The sequence below is a fragment of the Leptolyngbya sp. FACHB-60 genome, assembly GCF_014695775.1.
In the GTDB taxonomy this organism is placed as follows: Bacteria; Cyanobacteriota; Cyanobacteriia; order Phormidesmidales; family Phormidesmidaceae; genus Nodosilinea.
The window spans coordinates 1-16,949 of sequence record NZ_JACJOX010000042.1; the positions used below are offsets into that span (position 1 = coordinate 1).

Sequence of the window (16,949 nt, forward strand, 5' to 3'; positions counted from 1 at the left end):
CTGGATTCGCTCCCATTGGTCATCGCGCAGGGCATAGCGTCGGCTTGTCATTCCGCTGAGTCTTGCTTTAAGGACTACCCTTCAACCCTAACCTAATTGATGACACGCCCTAGCGCTCAAAGCTGCGATCGTTACGTTTATTGATGAACGATTTGCCCTAAACGTAGCTGAGGTAACAATCGCGCAATCCAGGGTAAAGATTAAAATTAATTCGCAAGAAAAAGACTAGCCTCACAGTTCCTTCATATAGGATTAAAAAGTAGGAAAAGGTTCCTGCGCAAATTTTAATCCTTCCATAAGAAACCACCATGAATACCCTAAGTGACAAAAGCTATTGCTTTTCTGTACTTCCTGGAACTCGCGATCATCGAGGCTTTTTTGTACAAGATACAACCTACGAATTAGTCGATGTCAGTGCGGCAGGCTGGGCACGTATCTGTTTAGACAGCTCTGCTTGCTACTACGTAGATCCTGCTAATATCAAATCCTTTTGTTAATTCGAATAGGTCTAATTCAGCCTAAATTCTGACTTTAGGTAGAGTTTATGTCAGATAAATCTGGGCTTTGCCTTTGGTTTGAATGGATGTGTGAGGAAATCGTTATTTCACCCATAATTCTTGCGAAAGATCACTAACCACCATGAACGCTGCAACCCGAGTTTTTTCTGTGTACGTGTCGGATTTCGCTATTGAGCTTCGAGATGATGGCAATCAATACTCTGGGGATGGGCGACTGGTTTGTAGACAGCGCAACTATGACAGTCTGTTTAAGTTTGCTAAAAATATGGCCCTCAACCACGCTGTTCCTCTACGAGATTACACCCGCTCAGAGGCCCAATACCAGTACTAGGTAGACGAGCGTTGCGTTATCTCGCGATTCGTTCTATGCCTATTAGAGAGCGGTTGAAAAGCGACTTGCTGTGGCTTTATGCATCTGTTGATCCCCCTATCCATTAAAAAATGGATAGGGGGATCAACAGATGCGACAAAGGTTTGTATGAAGTCGAGTCTAAAGGCGCAATGCCAGGTCTCTCTTGAATGAGGAAACCTGACGGATGTAGAGACTGAGCCATCAAAAAATGGTGCCATTGCCTCTAATCCTGCGTCGTGGGCAAAGCGGTTGTGGAGAAAGTTGAGGGAGGGACAAGGTTCGGTGACATGCCCTACCGGTGGACGCCCACGATTGCGTCCCAAACGGTTCAGTGGGGATAAAGGCTAGAGCAGTGGCACCCTTCGCGGCTATTCGCGAGGGTGGGGGATCGGGTGACTATCCCCGGAAAAGCAATGAACGGCGTCGAGGTAGGTTTGACAAGGCTCCATACCGCCAGCGCCATCGGGTTGAGCGATGTTTTAATCGCTTGAAGCAGCACGGCCGCATCGCGACTCGCTACGAGAAAAAGGCTGAAAACTCCTGGCTATACTAGCTCTAATCCTCCATCATGATGTGGGCTTAGTTTTAAAACACGCCCTAGTTTCAAAGCTAAAGGGGCCGGACTAAGAGCGATCGCCGCTCAACCAGACCAGACCCATAGGTTTTAGCGACCGTAACGCCTACCAATGGGTCTTCAGCCCTTGCAGCCGCATAACCTCCTGAAGTGCCCCTATAGAACCACTGGGGATCACGGCGACTGGGTCATCGACAGGCGCACCGGCCGATACTAACCAGCCTGCGGTCACTCCGGCTGCGGCCCCCACCTGCCATTCGCCGTAGTGGATACGGGTTGAAGCGTTAGCAATATGAGTAGCTGCTAAGGGCTTGCCGCCTATCAACAAATTGTCGACCCCCTGGGGAATCAGACTCTCCAATGGAATCTGCACAGGTTTGACTCGGGGCTCCTGGGCTGGAGCGGCAACGGCTTCCCCTGAAGGCAGCCAGTTGCGGTAACGACAGCCGTGAATATCGATCGCATAGTGGGTCAGCCCAACGGTGGTGGGGCTGAAGTCGCGCTGGCCGGGGAAATCATAGCGCAGATCGTTTTCGCGAATCATAAACTCATCTTGGCCATAGGCGGCACGGCCCACAATCCGCCGTCCCTCGCGAAAGTAGGGCACCATGCTGAGGCCCGACATCGTGCCCATGGGACTCTCAGCTCCGTAGAGGTAGGCCAGCGGGTAGTTGGGGCCAGACTGAGTTTCAAGCAGCCAGCGGGCAAACATCAGCGCGTTCTCTTCACCAAATTTAAGCGCCGACTGCGATAGACCCCCCATCCAGTTTTGGTGCTGGCCAGCGGTCTCTAGCTCAGCAGCGTTGAGCAGTAGAGGTGGGTTCATCCAGTTCCAGTCGTTGCCCCGGTTCCAGTTGATCATGGAGATGTCGCCCGCGACCGGTGCGCTGGTGTAAGGGTTACCCCGGTTTTGGCTGACGATGCGCCGGTAGTGAAAGACACTCTTGCCCGCAAAAAACGGAAATCCCTCTAAGTCAAATGAGGCTTGATGCTCGTGGAGACCGTAGGTAGGCTGCAGTCGCGCTAGAGCAGCCAAGCTGTCGCCTCCGTCATTGTGAATACCGATAGCAAAGGGGTAGGTAAAGGCCTGGGTACAGTCGGGATTGTCAAAGGCGGCGGCGTTGGGCTCCCCCGTGGTCGCCTTGGATTCAGACCCGAGCCGGTAGGGCACCTTGGCCCAGGCCACCAGTTCTCCTGTGTCGGTAGCATCAATCACAATCATCGGCTGACCGGGGGGCGGCTGTAGCTTGACGGGCACACGGTCAAATTGAGCGGTGGGCGACCAGCTATACCACTCGGCCAGCTCTGCCGACAGCCGCCCCATGGGCTGATAGCTGGGGTCTTTAGGAATGCGCCTTACCCCGTAGACCGCTGTGATGCGGCGGCCCGTGGCGTCAAACTCGGCTCCCTTAAACGCCGTCATCGCGGCCCAGCGGCTAGCAGGGGCGCTGGGGTTGGTGTCGGCTAAAAACTGTTCTGCGGCCTTGGCCCCGGCCTGGGGTGGAAAGCACAAGGTGCCTACCCAACAGCTGTTGATGTCGGCTACCGATCGCGAGGTACCGTTTGGGCTCCAGGCCGGTAAGTTGACCACCTGCTGCTTGATCAGCTGCCGGAACCGCTGCCAGCTGGGCGATAGATTGTTGGCCTGGCGCATGCGCAGCGATTCATCGAGGGCAGAGACGCCCTGTGAGCTAATCTGCCCCCCCAACCAGGGGGCAACTTCGATCAGACAGGTGGTGGCACCGCTGGCCATAGCGTGGGCAGCGGCAGCTACCCCGCCTAGGGAACCGCCCACTACCACCACCTGACACTCCCAGACCTCTTTAAACTGGGGCATTGGGTCGATGCGCGGGCGACCGTTAAACACGATGGGTTGTGGCACATCTCGCAGTCGCAGGGCGGGGGTGATATCGCCACCCGCTCCCGGTGATGGGGCGGGCGACCAGCGCGATGCGGTGAGCCCGGCGATCGCCCCCACCCCAAACATAATGGCGGCTAGACCTGGCAAATATCGCCACTGTCGCCGGATTCGCCGCTGAGTCTGCTTGCGATCGCCCTTCACACCTAAATCCTGGTTAACGCTGCCAAGGTTTTAGCACACCTTTCCCTAAGCGATCGCCCTTTGGCACGCTCTGTTACAGGACATTCCAGACCAGGATGAACCTGATACAGTAGCCACAGATCCGCTACGTTCTGCCCTATGCCACCCTCGCCCTTTGTTTCTAACTCCACTGACGGTGCCCCCTCTTCCCCAACCTCCGGATGGATAGGAACCACCGAAGACACCGGGGCACTGCTGTCGGTAGACGCGGTGCAAAAGTACCTCAACCGATCGCGGGCCTCGGTCTACCGCTATGCCAATACCGATGCCAACACCCTCAACCCTCCCTACGACAAAACCAAGCTCAACCCCGAAGTACGCCGCGACAAAGACGATCCCCTCGAGTTTCGTCCCCAGGAAGTGCGCCGCTTCGCTGAGGAAGTGCTGGGCTTACACCCCACCATTCAAGTGCAGCCCCCCGAAGAGACGCTCACCCACGACCTGATGCGACAGGTATTGCAGGAGATGCGGGCGATTCGGCTGCTGTTGGAGGAGCGGGGGAGCGGGGAGGCGAGGAGATGAGGGAGGTGGGGAGGATGAGGGATGAGCGAGATGTGAGGGATGAGGGAGGTGAGGAAATCGTGTGTGACCTAGCTGAAATCCTTTTTGATGTTTGGAAGTCAGGGCTTACACAAATCGGCATTGTTTAGAAACTGTAGTAATTGGATCGGACGCCCAGTTTTTATGCTCCTATTTATAGTATCCATAAAAATTGGGACGATCCCCCATGGTCTGAACCCTTCCAAACCCCTCTCATTGCCGCGTTGACCCCCTTCTCCTTGGGTTCCTCATCCCTTTATCTTCCCCATCCCCTCACTCTTTTCTTCTCTCTACCCTAAGAGGGATATCCGTAATTCTCCCCAGCCGTCGGGAATGCTAGATTTAGAAGTGGTTTAAATCTGTAAGCTTGGTTTAGTCAAAGGTTCAGCCTTTGGAGTGATCAATGTCATGGATCGATTGCTATAACCTTGCATATAGTTTCAATGGAACCGTTTTCCACCCTGAGATCGTCGATACTCTCGTCCAGGATGAGTACACGCCAGTGGTAGTCTCAACCGAGTCTACCTACGAAGGTTGGATATGTGGGATGGTCTGATTTTTCTGGGCCTTGGCCTCGACCTCAGATTTATATCCCTTGTCGAATTCTGTTATTGCACTGTATGGATTCTGCCAGTCAACCGGATACCCCTGCGGGGGAACCTCCTAGTCCGTCATCTAACGTGTTGGGCGTTTTAATTGCGGTACTTACCTTAACTCTGCCACTGTTTGTAGTCGCCCATTTTTCAACGGCGACGGCAGAGCTAGAGCAGCCCCCGACCTTCTCTGTACCAGCTTCAGCGGGGCGCTAGGGCACCGCCCAAGGCATAGTTGGGGCGCACTGTAGGGGCGTTCACAAAGTGTCCCCAAAGGGGAATCGCTCCCGTTAGGGCTGCTGATTTGTTTGGGGGCGGTGGGCTAAACCATGCGGAAAAGGGGCCGCCGCCCCGTAAAATACTATGTCGGAAGGGCATTTGCGGAAGCCTGGCGACCGTACTTAGCAGTGCGCTGGGGGAGGCTTGAGCCTTCTGCCCTGTACATTCAGCTTTTTATTGATTGGAGTAGTGTTGTGGATCTATCTCGTATTCCAGCTCAGCCTGAGCCTGGATTGATCAACGTGCTGGTGGAGATTACCGGCGGCAGCAAAAACAAGTACGAGTTTGACAAAGACTTAAACGCGTTTATTTTAGACCGGGTACTGTTTTCGTCGGTGAAATATCCCTACGACTACGGCTTTGTGCCCAACACCCTAGCTGACGATGGCGACCCCCTCGACGGCATGGTGTTGATGGATGAGCCCACCTTCCCCGGCTGTGTGATTGCAGCGCGGCCCATTGGCATGCTGGAGATGATCGACGGCGGCGATCGCGACGAGAAAATTCTCTGCGTGCCCGCCGCTGATCCCCGTTACACCAGCGTCAAATCTCTGGACGATGTGGCTCCCCACCGCCTCGACGAAATTGCCGAGTTCTTCCGCTCCTACAAAAATTTGGAGAAGAAGGTGACCGAAATTCTCGGCTGGCAGAACGTCGATAAGGTCGCAGCCCTGGTAGAGCAGTGTATCGCGGCGGCGAAGTAACACCTCTGGTGCGCGCTTAAAGCAGTTATAAAAAAGGGATGCTTCGTCAACGAAGCATCCCTTTTTTGTCAGAAAACCCGTTTGGAGGCCTGGTCTCGCGCAGCGAGACCAGGCACTTCAGACCTAGTAGAGTTCTTCTTCTTGGTGGGTCAAGATGGTGCAGTCGGAGGTGGGGTAGGCAACGCAGGTCAACACGTAGCCAGCGCCGATCTGGTCATCATCCAGGAAGGACTGATCGGATTGATCAACGGTGCCAGCGGTGATTTTGCCAGCACAGGTGGAGCAAGCCCCAGCCCGGCAGGAGTAGGGCAGGTCTAGACCCTGCTCTTCAGCCGCGTCAAGAATATAAGTATCGTCGTCTACGTCGATGGTTTGGTTGAGCCCTTCAGACTCGTTAATCAACGTAACCTTGAAGGTTGCCATGGTGCTATCCTCTCGTCAAATACAGATTGCAGATCGATCTTTAAGCTACAGAACACCCTTCGGATAAGGTTTCCAGGATTTGCTCTGAGCAGACCTAACACAACCTTGATACTACGGGAAAACCTGAAGCCTGTCTTGCCTTTTTCGGCCCTGGCTGAACGGGATTCGTAATCAAACCGATTAGTAATGGATTGGTTTGCTTATACCCTATTAGGATCCCAAACGTAAGACAGTAGCGATCGCACGGTCAAACCCGCCCAGCTTTTCTCAATAACTGTTCACAAAACGCAGGGCAGCCCGACGACTGGGCACCCCCGCAACGGATTCAAATAGGGGCTTGAGGGCACCGACGGCCGGCAGTAACCTCCCGGTTGGTAATTAAGCCTTGGTACCCTTTCTTGACACCCCTCTAAAGAACCAGTAGAAAAACTAAGCTTTGCGGCTGTTTTCGGACAGTTGCAGGTTGAACTCGGCCTGGGTCAGCAGGGCGGCCACTTGGCAGGCCACATCGGGTGACAGGGCTGGCTGGCTCTCGGTGACAAAATCGAGGTAGCCATTAAAGGTGCGCATGATGATTTGCTTATTTTGCAGCATGGTTAATCTCCTTAGGGTGAGCCGCCGACAGACGGGTGCTGCCCCATGATAAAAGCTGCTCAACCCGAGGAGCTAATGTCGTTATACTGAATCGGTTTGCTGAGCAAGGGTGAGCCGCATTCATGGTCGATTTACTGTTGTTTTGGCACCGCCGCGATCTGCGCTTAGGGGACAACGTGGGGCTGGCAGCGGCGCGCGATCGCACTCCCCAGGTAGTCGGTGTATTTTGCTTCGACCCCGGCATTCTCAACAATGGTGATGTGGCCCCAGCGCGGGTAGCCTACATGATCGGCTGTCTGGAGAGGTTGCAGGACAGCTACGCCCAAGCCGGCGGCCAGCTGCTCATTCTCCAGGGCGATCCCCGCGCACAGATTCCGGCTCTGGCTAAGGCGCTAGCGGTCGATGCCATTCACTGGAACCGTGATGTGGAGCCTTACTCACGCCAGCGCGATACGGCGGTTGTCGAGGCGCTCAAAGAAGCCGGCATTGAGTTTCGCACCACCTTTTGGGACCAACTGCTGCACGAACCTGGAGACGTGCGGACCGGCACAGGCGAGCCCTACACGGTTTACACCCCCTTCTGGCGCAACTGGGCAAAGCGCTCTAAGGCAGCGCCCCTACCGACACCGGAGGGGCTACAACCCCTCAGTGCCCAGCAGGTTGATATCGCCAAGCAGGTGGGTTGTATCGCTCTGCCCAGCGCTGCGGATTTAGGATTTGTTTGGGAGAACGGCTTTCCCGTTGAGCCGGGGGAGCAGGGTGCTCTGGAGCGGCTGGAGGAGTTTTGCGATGGCAGTCATGCCATCGACGGCTACGACGAGCAGCGCAACTTTCCTTTTGTAGATGGCACCTCGCGGCTCAGCGCGGCGCTGAAGTTTGGGGCCATCGGCATTCGCACGGTGTGGGCCGCCACCGAAGCTGCCTATGGGCAAAGCCGCAGTGATGAAACCCGCAGCGGTGTGCAAACTTGGCAACAAGAGCTAGCCTGGCGCGAGTTTTACCAGCACGTGATGTACTTTTTCCCGGAGCTGGCCGAGGGGCCTTACCGTGCTCCGTTGAAAGACTTTCCCTGGGTGAACGATGAGGAGCAGTTTGCCGCCTGGTGTGAGGGGCGCACTGGCTACCCGATTGTTGATGCCGCTATGCGCCAACTCAACGAAATGGGCTGGATGCACAACCGCTGCCGCATGATTGTGGCTAGCTTTCTCACCAAAGACCTGATTGTCAATTGGCAGTGGGGCGAGAAATACTTTATGCAGCGCCTGGTGGACGGTGACCTGTCGTCCAACAACGGTGGCTGGCAGTGGAGCGCCTCTAGCGGCATGGACCCCAAACCGCTGCGGATCTTTAACCCCGCCAGCCAGGCGCAAAAATTTGACGCTGAGGCTGAGTACATTCGTAAGTGGGTGCCAGAGCTGCGATCGCTCGATACCGAGCTGCTGGTGACAGGGAAGATTGCAGAGCGCGATCGCGGTGACTACCCCGCTCCCATCGTCGATCACAAAATTCAGCAGGCGCTGTTTAAAGACAAGTACAAAGCTCAGAGGGTCTAACACTTGACCAAGTTGGTTGTGACAGGAGCTACCTAGGGTTCAGGGTTTAAGGTGTACGGTTCACGACCTACATTGAACCGTACACCTTAAACCTGAACCCCCACCCATCTGTCATCTTGGGCTTGGCAGACTCCTAACCGCAGAGGCTTTGACCGCTGAGCACGGCCTACCGTCGCCGTCGCGGTCGCACAATGCTGAACAGCAGCCACAGCCCAAAGAAACTAGCCGCCGCAAACAAGATAATGCTCAAGATCTGCCCCTGGGATGTCTGCTGCCCCGTTGACACGATCGCCGCCCCAATGATCAGCGCCGCCACCACAGTGCTAAAGGCATGGCGGTTAGAAGATTCATCCAAGCTGCGGCGCAGGTCATCTACCCCCTGGATGCTGAGGCTAAACTTGAGCTGCTCTGAACTGAGGCGATCGAGCAAAAAGCCTAGCTGGCGCGGCGAACTCAGCGACAGGTTACGAAACTCTAGCCCCGTGCGCAGCAGCGCTAGCAGGGGGTCATCCCCCACCATCTGCTGGCGAAATAGATCGGCCATTAGCGGGCGCACCTCCTCGAGCAGGTTGACGCCGGGGTTAAACTGCCGGACCGCCCCCTCTAGGTTGGCGAGGGATTTGGTGAACAACCCCACGTTGGCGGGCCAGCGCAGGTTGTTGCGAATGCCCGCCGCCAAGATTTCGCCAAAGATTTCGGCGGTGTTGATCTGCTCCAGGCTAAGACCGTAGTAGCGGCCTAGCAGACGGGTATAGTCGCTCTCTAAGCGAGCCAAATTCACGGGTTTGAGGGGTTCGGCGAGCTGTAGGGTGAGCTGGCAGCAGCGCTGGGCATCGCAGTTAACAATCGCCAGCACCATCTCGGTTATGGTGTTGCGGGTGCGGGGATCCATATGGCCCATCATGCCGCAGTCGAGCAGGGCTAGGCGACCATCTTCTAAGTAAAAAATGTTGCCGGGGTGGGGATCGGCGTGGAAAAACCCGTCCACAAAATACTGTTTGAAGAAGGCCCGAAACAGCAGCGTGGTGGCGGCCGCTCGCAGGCCAACGACATCGCTGTGGGCATCTTCAGCCAGCAGATCGGCCTTGAGCAGGGGGGTGCCCTCCAGCCACTCCATGGTCATGATTTTTGTATTGGTCAGATCCCAGTAGATCTGCGGCACGATCAGCTGGTTGGCGTCGTACCAGGTGCTTTTAGACAGGTTGCGCCGCAGCTGGTCGGTGTAGCCCGCTTCAGTAGTGAAATCGAGTTCGGCATTGATGGCATCGGCAAACTCTTCGGCCAAATCCACTACGTTGTAGCGTTGGCCAAACTGGGTGGCTGACACCAGCTTGGCCACATCGCGAATCAGGGTCACGTCGCGCTCGACTTGGCGCTCGATGCCGGGACGCTGCACCTTCACAGCGACCTGCCGACCATCTTTGAGCACCGCCTTATGGGTTTGAGCAATGGAACCGGCAGCGATCGCCTGATAGTCCAGCCGTTCAAACAGCGCCTCGGGGGGCTTACCTAGGTGCTGACGAATGTAGGCCTCGATCTCCTTGGGGTCTACCGGGGGTACGGTGGTTTGCAGGCTGCTGAGCTCTTCGATGTAGGCCGGGGGCATGAGGTCGGGACGGGTGCTCAACAGCTGCCCCAGCTTGACGTAGACCGGCCCCAGATCAGTCAAAATATTGCGCAGCACCGCTGGGGGCGGAATCTCGGGCTCATCGGCTTTGCCGCCCACCAACAGCCGCCGCATGTAGTCCCAGCCGTTGCCGAGCACCACTTCAATAATTTCTTTTTGCCGGGCCAGACGAGACGATGAAACCATTGGGGGCAAGAGGTAGATTTTGCTCGATGCTAGCGCACCCAGGGTAAGGCGTTGGCTGCGTGTGGTGCGCCAGGTGACTATTGATAAACCGGCAGCGGGGCCGGATTCACCCGGTGCTATGATGCTTGGGCGCTGTCGGTTCCGGTGGGGATCAGCCACTGGAGGCAAGGGGGAAAGTGCAGTGCAAGACTGCCGCTGTCCCGCAGCTGTAAGGTGATTTTGGATTTTAGGTGACCGATTTTGGATGGTAGGCCGCTGGGTCACCCTTCAATATCGCCAGTCCAACATTGACCGAGCCAGAATGCCCGCCGATCGCTGCTGTTGTTCTTTCTTCGTCTGCGAGGTACGGATGAATTTAACTGCTTTGAAATCAATTAGGTCTGGTTTCTCACGGAAGTTGCTAGGGCGTGGGATCGGCGGTGCGATCGCCACCCTATTGCTGCTGCCCCTACCCAGCCTGGCCCACCATCCGCTGGGGGGCCGAGTGCCTGCCAACTTTGCTGAGGGGTTTTTGTCGGGTCTAGCCCACCCCATCATTGGCCTCGACCATCTGGCCTTCGTGGTAGCCGTGGGCTTACTGGCAGCCGTTAGTACCTGGGGCATCGCGATCCCCGCTGCCTTCGTGCTAGCAGCCATGGTTGGCACAGGGCTACACCTGGCAGAGCTTACGCTACCGGCAGCAGAGTTTGTGATTGCTGGCTCGGTACTCGGGTCTGGGGTGCTGCTGGCGCTACGCAACCGTCCCCAGAGTGGCGCGATCGCGGGCTTGGCAGTGCTAGCTGGGCTGTTCCATGGATTTGCCTACGGCGAGGCGATTTTTGGCTCAGAGCCGATGCCGTTAGTGGCCTATCTGGCTGGGTTTACCGCAGTGCAGCTGGGAATCGCGATCGCAGCTGCACTGATCGGGCAACGTCTTACCCAACGATCTACGGCTCTCTTCGTTCAGCGGGCGGGCCTGGTAATCTGCGGCATTGGGGCGACGTTTCTCGCCACTGCGCTTCTCAATAGCCTACTGCCTGCCTAGAGGAGTTCAGGGGGTAAGCACAACGCTACTGAGCGACTGTATTCCCCGAATTCTGCCAAAATACCTCCTTGAGGCTGAGCCTGTTGCGGAATAGGCACAAGGGCTAGGCATAAATGCTTGACGTAGCGGTATGCTTAAGCCGTTTGGTTGAGCCAGCGGTGCATTCCCTATGACCCTATCCCCTGCTTGGGCGGCGGCCCTGTTTATGCCTACAACGGTGGGGCTGCTGTATCAGGCGATGCAGCCCCATCCCTGGCCCTATCGACTGCTGGCTCTGGCGCTGATGTTGATGAGTCTGGAGCAGGCCCACATGGCTCGGGTAGACCTGCGCCATGGCAAGATCGTGGGCCAGCGATCGCTCGATCCACGCCTGGGCCACTTTAGTCGGGTGGTCATGCTGGCGATCGCCGGTCAAGTTGTAGGCTTCTCCATTGCTGCCCTCGGCCATTTGGGTTGGGGAATGGGGCTAATCTTGGTTAGCCTGCTGGGGTTTAACCTGGCGGCCACCATTCGCCTAGAGCCCGCTAGCCCAAAGCCAATTCAGCCAGCAGGCTGGCGATCGCGCCTCGACGTGCTGGCTTTGGATGCGATCGCCCTCGTGCTCGCCCTCCTGTGGATTGCCCAGCGAGCCCAGGGCTGGGTGGCGGGGGGCTTATTTGCTATTACCGTTCTTTACGGCGGCAGCAAGCTGGTGGCCTACGTCACCGCTGCTCTGCAATCTGGTTCAGCAGCGGGCTCAGCGATCCATGTCGCCCACGCCGCTCAAGAGCATCCACAGACCTCCCAGCAAAATTAGCAACGCGAGTCCGCCCATCAGTCCGTCTAGCCAGGGGGTTGCGGCCATTAAATGTCTCCTTCTCCCTCAAACAACGTCTTCAGAGGCATAGCCTCTAGGTTCAACGATTCTTGCAGATAGCGCGACACCACGTCTGACTGACCGTGGGTAACGTACACCGTTTTAGCTCCCGTATCTTTCACCGTTTGTATCAGCCCCGGCCAGTCGGCGTGGTCAGAGAGCACAAAGCCGCGCTCGTAGCCCCGTCGCCGCCGTGCTCCCCGCACCGCCATCCACCCTGAGGCAAAGGCGGTTTGAGGGTGCTTAAAGCGCTTCATCCAGCTAGAGCGGTGGCCCGAGGGTGGGGCTAGCACTAGGTCGCCCGTGAATGTGTGGGTGCGAGGCATTTCTGAGGTGCAGATGGTGGGCACCATCGCCACGCCCTGCTCGCGGTAAATCTCGGTTAGCACGTGAATCGCGCCATGGACATAGACGGGGCGATCGGTCAGCTGAGTTAGTTCACTCAGCACTCGCTGGGCCTTGCCAAAGGCATAGCAAAACAAAATTGACGGTCGCTCAGGATCGCCCTGCCACCAGTCGTAAATTTGGCGGGTGGTCTCAGCGCCACTCTCCCATCGGTAGATTGGCAGACCAAAGGTAGCCTCAGTGATAAACGTGTCGCAGGGCACCACCTCAAAAGGAGCGCAGGAGGGGTCGGCACCACGCTTGTAGTCGCCCGACACCACCCACACCTCATCCCGATGCTCAACCCGAATCTGAGCCGAGCCCAGCACATGCCCCGCTGAGTGAAATGACACCCAGGTTTCCCCCAGCTTAATCGGTGCTCCGTAGGCAACTCCCTGGAGCTGAATGTCTTCCCCCAGCCGCCGCCGCAAAATGCCCTCTGACTGAGCAGTAGCGATGTACTGGGTCGAGCCCGATCGCGCATGGTCGCTGTGGGCATGGGTAATCAGCGCCGTCTCTACTCCGCGCCAGGGGTCAATATAGAAGTCACCTTTTTCGCAGTAGAGCCCTTCAGGGCGCACGGTAATCAATGTCATAGGGATACCTCATGCTGGTGAGCTACGCCATGGTGATTTCCCCTGTCTCCCTTTTTAAAGAAGGTATTAAAGAGATGATTGAACGCCGGAAATCTGGAGGAATTAGGTCTGAGCAAAGATGTGCCTCACAAACGTCAGGGAACTAGCGAAAAACTGGCTAATCCTTCTTCTCTAGGCGAAAGAGCAGCACCACGATGCCAATCACCCCCAGTTGCACCCCCAAGTTGGGTAGTGCGCTGCTGACATCGCGCCCAGCCAACAATTGAGTAAAGAACACAAACGCCCCGATCGCCCCCGAGGCACCTACAGCCCCATAGACAAACTTACGCAGACTTTTGTAGGGCGCTTGGGCTTCGGCCTTGAGCCGGGCATATTTTTCAGGGCTCATGCCCTTGGGGGGGGTGTCTGGTAGTTGGTCGGGGCGGCTATATTCAGGACGCATCAATCGGGCCTTAATCAGGAGAGCATACTGTCATCCTACAAGGCATTTTCCTAGCGAGAGACGGCTGGCTAACCAGCCGCCCCGCGATAGTAACCTTGGAGAGTTGCCCAAACCCCAAATGCTTCCTAATAGACTGCGCTACCGGAAATTGCAGGCTACCCCAGCCCACAAACTAGTAATTGTGCCGGTGGGTTCTGACGAAGTGAGTAGCCCAAAGAGATCCCCCGCCGAAAACTCAACCCCGAGGGAACTGTCCATCACCTCGACGGTGTAGGCCTCTTCTAGCTCCTGGCGGGTTGAGCCAATGCCAATGCCTGAAACGGTAGTCAGGGTGGTGTCGTCGTCACCAGACTGCATGGCCCAGCCCACAAAGGTGTCGTCAGCGGCATTCAACGCTAAACCATTAGACCATCTAGCGATCGTCAGCGGCCCAGAGGGACACTCGCTGTTTTCGCCAGTTTCCTCAGGTTCGCCCAAAATCTGGGTCACAGCATCCAGGGAAATGGCCATGTCAGTGTCAAAGGCTAGGGGGGTGGTCGATCCCGTTTGCAAATTGATCACCTGTAGCCCTTCATCCGTCAGCGTTAGGCCCACGTCGTCGGCCTGGAGTGCTTCTGCCGAGTTGTCTGTGGACTGAGGTGTTTCTGAGGTATCTGCTTCGCCGGGAGCTGGTGTCGGGGCAGTACTGTTCTCTGTGCAGGCCGTGGTGGCCACCAACAGAAAGAGCCCCAGCAGCACTAGGGTTTGAGAAAATTGATTTTTCTTAGGCATCGCTTTAAAGGTTGTAGGTTATGACTGGAGATATACAGCTTGGGCAGAAGAGCTTGCTAGGAATCCGCCGCTATCCATCCATCTAGCTGCGCTGGATGCCAGACCCAACGCACCTTCAGAATAGGCGGTGTTAGATGACGCGAAAATTAAGTCTCATTGCCAAACTCGCTCCGTTGGGAACCTCTTTTGAAACCGCATCTTTGAGGAAACCACCATGGCTGATGTTGCTGCCTTCTCCCCCGCCGATACCGAAATTGTTACCGTGCGTCCTCAGCACGACACCGCAACGCTGCAAAAGCTGCCCTATTTTGTCGGCATTTCTGGAGCCACGGCGGGCTCCCACGGCATTTCGATGAATCTGGTGATTATTCCCCCTGGGGCGTCGGCAGAGCCCCACTTCCATAAAGACTATGAAACCGCGATTTACATTCTCCGGGGGCGGGTCAAGACGGCCTACGGCGAGGGCTTGAAGAAAACCATCGTCAACGAGGCGGGCGACTTTCTCTACATTCCGCCGGGGGTGCCTCACCAGCCAACAAATTTGAGCGACAGTGAACCGGCGCAGGCGATCGTGTCTCGCAACGACCCCAACGAGCAGGAGAATGTGGTGCTGTATAACTCGTGATACCCCACTGTTCCTTACTCGCCTACCCCCTACCCTCTACTCCCTCACCCTAGCTCTACCGACCAGGACGAATAGCTGGCGTAGCAAAAGCCTGTTGGAGCTTGCCCACCCGCTGCTCGGCGGTCTCTGGCGGCGGCGAAATCCACAGCGATTCGTAGAAAAAGAAGGATATGCCAGAGTAAGCGCGATCGCGCACCGCCGCCATCTGGTCGGTAATAAAGTCCATCTTCACCGGAGCCGCCCGCAAACCGCTGAGAATGCCAATGTTCACCGGGATTTTGCGCCGTGCCGCCTGGATCGAGGGTTTATTCATCTCCCACATGAAGCGGTTTTGGTCGCTGCGATAGACCTGAATCACCAGCTCGTCGACAATGCCCCGGTTGACCCAGGTGGGCCAGTCTTGCAGGTAGTTGGTAAACGCAAAGGGGTAGGGGTTAGGCGAAATTGACACCACTGCATTGGGCCGTCGCGCCTTCACCAGCTTGTGAACCTCGGCCAAAAAGTCGGAAATTTTGTTGGCCCGCCAGGCCATCCACTCGGCATTTTGGGGGTCGTTAGGCGGGGCCTGACCGTTGTGCTCAGATCGGTACAGGTTGATGGTGAAGGGGTCGTAGCCAAAGTCCACTGGAAGCCCTAGGTGGTCATCAAACTGAAAACCATCCACCTCGTAGTTCGAGACCAGCTCGTTAATTAGCTCTAGCTGAAACTTCTGCACCTGAGGATGGAACGGGTTCATCCAGCGGCGCGGAATCACGTTGCCCTCCATCCAAATGCCGGGGTCGCTTACCACATCGGGGTCCGGCAGAAAGTCGTCTTGGGCAAGCCACTGGTCGGCCCGGTGCTTTTCGCGGGCCAGGTCTCCCACTTTGGGGACATCCAACACGGGGGTTAGCTTGGCAGTATGTTTAGCGTCTAGACCAGCGGTCAGCTTGGGGACATCCCCAGGTCGCATGGAATCGCGGGGCGCAAGGGGCTCTGGCTCAAGGGGCCTTGGCTCAACGCGCTTTTGGGTAAACCAGTCGGGGTGGCGGCGGTAGAGTTCGTAGTTGGCGGGGGCCATAAAGCCAAACTCAAACCAGGGCACCACGGCCATACCCCGGGCGTGGCCCATGGCGATCGCCTCGCGCATCATGTCGCGATCGCTTTCGCTGGCGGGGCGGGGGGCGCGCAGGTCGCCATAGAGGTGCTGACTCACCCCCAGTTCGCGCCGAGCGGTGGCGCTGGGGTAAAGGGTGTGGCCATAGTTCCACACCACCGGATAAATCGTGTTGAAGTTGAGGTCGGCCAGACGGTTCACCGCCGCTTGCAGCGCCTCGGTAGAAAACAGCACCTGGCTGTCCACATTGGTTAGCCACACGCCGCGCAGTTCGCGGGTGGGTGCGGCTACGGCAGGGGTTTGGGCCTGGGGGACCCAGGCGGGGTTAATTGTCTGGCGCAGGACAGGGTTGTTCGGCGCGGCGTTGCACAGCAGAGCCACGGCTTCGCCCCGAGTGAGCCGCTGGGTAGAGTTGAGGCGGTTGGCCTGGGGATAGTTCACCACCACGCCCTGGGCAAGGGCGGCGGCCACCCCTTCGCGAGCGTAAATGGGCACCTGGCGGCCATCCTCTAGGCTGGCGTTGATGATTGTGTTAGCAGCAATTTGGTAACTGCCGCCCAGCTTAGTGGCCAGGGCCATAATGCCTTCGGCCCTCACCAGGGGGCGATCGCGCTGAAAGTAAGCGTCGGGGTAGTGGGCCGCCACCGTGGGCGCTATTTGAACCCCTAGCGCCCGCTCTAATGGGTTGGCCCACCCCTGGGCTGGCCCCACGGGCGAGAGCAGATTTAACAGGGTCACGTAGTCACCCCAAAGAATGGGGTCATCGGGGTAAAACAGCCCCCTAGCGTCAGGAGTGATCAGGCGTTGTTCGACCAGTTCTGTGATGCAGTCCTTCGCCCAGTGGCTTTGAATGTCAACTGGGATAACAACAGGAATAGAGGGCCGGAGAAGATTGGGTCGTGGGAGAGCGGGTCTAGGCTCCGCCTGATCACCTAATTCCTGCTTAGGGCCAGTGGCCTGGGCCACCTCAGCCGGAACCATTGCTGCCGCTTTGGGCAGCAGGGGCAGTAGCCCTGAGCCACCCACAGCTAAAATCAGCGCCGCGCCGAAACTCAGCAGCGATCGTCGCCACCCCCTACCCATCCACCCTCTAACCATCTTGCCCATACCC

Annotated in this window: 16 protein-coding genes and 1 riboswitch; of the genes, 8 read left to right on the plus strand and 8 right to left on the minus strand. The window is 57.0% G+C overall.

The window, feature by feature from the left end:
- Nucleotides 1-639 precede the first annotated feature (639 nt).
- Nucleotides 640-849: a hypothetical protein gene (locus tag H6F57_RS16110; protein WP_073611036.1), complete on the plus strand. Its 210-nt coding sequence runs from the start codon at nucleotides 640-642 to the stop codon at nucleotides 847-849.
- Nucleotides 850-1,550: 701 nt separating this feature from the next.
- Here H6F57_RS16110 and H6F57_RS16120 read toward each other — a convergent pair.
- A complete protein-coding gene (locus tag H6F57_RS16120) occupies nucleotides 1,551-3,506 on the minus strand; it encodes an FAD-dependent oxidoreductase (RefSeq protein WP_190630644.1) in 1,956 nt (651 codons plus the stop codon).
- Between the two features lie 138 nt (nucleotides 3,507-3,644).
- Between H6F57_RS16120 and H6F57_RS16125 the strand changes: the two genes are divergently transcribed.
- The 3 genes from H6F57_RS16125 (at nucleotide 3,645) to H6F57_RS16135 (ending at nucleotide 5,661) form a co-directional block, all read left to right on the plus strand.
- Nucleotides 3,645-4,067 (plus strand): resolvase, encoded by a 423-nt coding sequence (locus H6F57_RS16125; RefSeq protein ID WP_242025012.1) that lies wholly within the window; start codon nucleotides 3,645-3,647, stop codon nucleotides 4,065-4,067.
- A 638-nt stretch (nucleotides 4,068-4,705) separates the two neighbouring features.
- Nucleotides 4,706-4,894 carry a hypothetical protein gene (locus H6F57_RS16130; RefSeq protein ID WP_190630645.1) on the plus strand — a complete coding sequence of 63 codons (189 nt, stop codon included), beginning with the start codon at nucleotides 4,706-4,708 and terminating at the stop codon, nucleotides 4,892-4,894.
- Between the two features lie 257 nt (nucleotides 4,895-5,151).
- Nucleotides 5,152-5,661, plus strand: a complete 510-nt coding sequence (locus tag H6F57_RS16135) for an inorganic diphosphatase (RefSeq protein WP_190630647.1) — start codon at nucleotides 5,152-5,154, stop codon at nucleotides 5,659-5,661.
- 123 nt (nucleotides 5,662-5,784) lie between these two features.
- On the opposite strand, the gene H6F57_RS16140 is transcribed toward H6F57_RS16135, so the two are convergent.
- Nucleotides 5,785-6,084 carry a ferredoxin gene (locus H6F57_RS16140; protein ID WP_190630649.1) on the minus strand — a complete coding sequence of 100 codons (300 nt, stop codon included), beginning with the start codon at nucleotides 6,082-6,084 and terminating at the stop codon, nucleotides 5,785-5,787.
- 429 nt (nucleotides 6,085-6,513) lie between these two features.
- Nucleotides 6,514-6,678, minus strand: a complete 165-nt coding sequence (locus H6F57_RS16145) for a hypothetical protein (protein WP_190630651.1) — start codon at nucleotides 6,676-6,678, stop codon at nucleotides 6,514-6,516.
- 122 nt (nucleotides 6,679-6,800) lie between these two features.
- Here H6F57_RS16145 and H6F57_RS16150 point away from each other — a divergent pair, with 122 nt between their 5' ends.
- Complete coding sequence (locus H6F57_RS16150) at nucleotides 6,801-8,231, plus strand: FAD-binding domain-containing protein (RefSeq protein WP_190630652.1); 1,431 nt, start codon at nucleotides 6,801-6,803, stop codon at nucleotides 8,229-8,231.
- 166 nt (nucleotides 8,232-8,397) lie between these two features.
- Here H6F57_RS16150 and H6F57_RS16155 read toward each other — a convergent pair whose 3' ends face one another.
- Nucleotides 8,398-10,044, minus strand: a complete 1,647-nt coding sequence (locus tag H6F57_RS16155) for an AarF/ABC1/UbiB kinase family protein (protein ID WP_190630654.1) — start codon at nucleotides 10,042-10,044, stop codon at nucleotides 8,398-8,400.
- A 119-nt stretch (nucleotides 10,045-10,163) separates the two neighbouring features.
- Nucleotides 10,164-10,372, plus strand: a riboswitch (cobalamin riboswitch).
- Nucleotides 10,373-10,441: 69 nt separating this feature from the next.
- On the opposite strand from H6F57_RS16155, the gene H6F57_RS16160 reads away from it, so the two are divergent.
- Nucleotides 10,442-11,068, plus strand: coding sequence for a HupE/UreJ family protein (locus tag H6F57_RS16160; protein ID WP_242025013.1), 627 nt, complete (start codon nucleotides 10,442-10,444; stop codon nucleotides 11,066-11,068).
- A 169-nt stretch (nucleotides 11,069-11,237) separates the two neighbouring features.
- Nucleotides 11,238-11,864 carry a hypothetical protein gene (locus H6F57_RS16165; protein ID WP_190630658.1) on the plus strand — a complete coding sequence of 209 codons (627 nt, stop codon included), beginning with the start codon at nucleotides 11,238-11,240 and terminating at the stop codon, nucleotides 11,862-11,864.
- Nucleotides 11,865-11,911: 47 nt separating this feature from the next.
- Here the strand turns inward: H6F57_RS16165 and H6F57_RS16170 are convergent, their stop codons facing one another.
- The 3 genes from H6F57_RS16170 to H6F57_RS16180 form a co-directional block, all read right to left on the minus strand.
- Nucleotides 11,912-12,904 (minus strand): ligase-associated DNA damage response exonuclease, encoded by a 993-nt coding sequence (locus H6F57_RS16170; RefSeq protein ID WP_190630659.1) that lies wholly within the window; start codon nucleotides 12,902-12,904, stop codon nucleotides 11,912-11,914.
- 157 nt (nucleotides 12,905-13,061) lie between these two features.
- The gene (locus tag H6F57_RS16175; protein ID WP_190630661.1) at nucleotides 13,062-13,346 is read right to left on the minus strand and encodes a DUF3493 domain-containing protein; all 285 of its coding nucleotides are present in this window, start codon (nucleotides 13,344-13,346) and stop codon (nucleotides 13,062-13,064) included.
- A 138-nt stretch (nucleotides 13,347-13,484) separates the two neighbouring features.
- The gene (locus H6F57_RS16180; RefSeq protein ID WP_190630663.1) at nucleotides 13,485-14,117 is read right to left on the minus strand and encodes a hypothetical protein; all 633 of its coding nucleotides are present in this window, start codon (nucleotides 14,115-14,117) and stop codon (nucleotides 13,485-13,487) included.
- A 214-nt stretch (nucleotides 14,118-14,331) separates the two neighbouring features.
- Between H6F57_RS16180 and H6F57_RS16185 the strand changes: the two genes are divergently transcribed.
- Nucleotides 14,332-14,742, plus strand: coding sequence for a cupin domain-containing protein (locus H6F57_RS16185; protein ID WP_190630664.1), 411 nt, complete (start codon nucleotides 14,332-14,334; stop codon nucleotides 14,740-14,742).
- Nucleotides 14,743-14,797: 55 nt separating this feature from the next.
- On the opposite strand, the gene H6F57_RS16190 is transcribed toward H6F57_RS16185, so the two are convergent.
- Entirely contained in the window at nucleotides 14,798-16,945 is a 2,148-nt protein-coding gene (locus H6F57_RS16190; protein ID WP_190630666.1) for a family 10 glycosylhydrolase, read from the minus strand.
- Nucleotides 16,946-16,949: the final 4 nt, after the last annotated feature.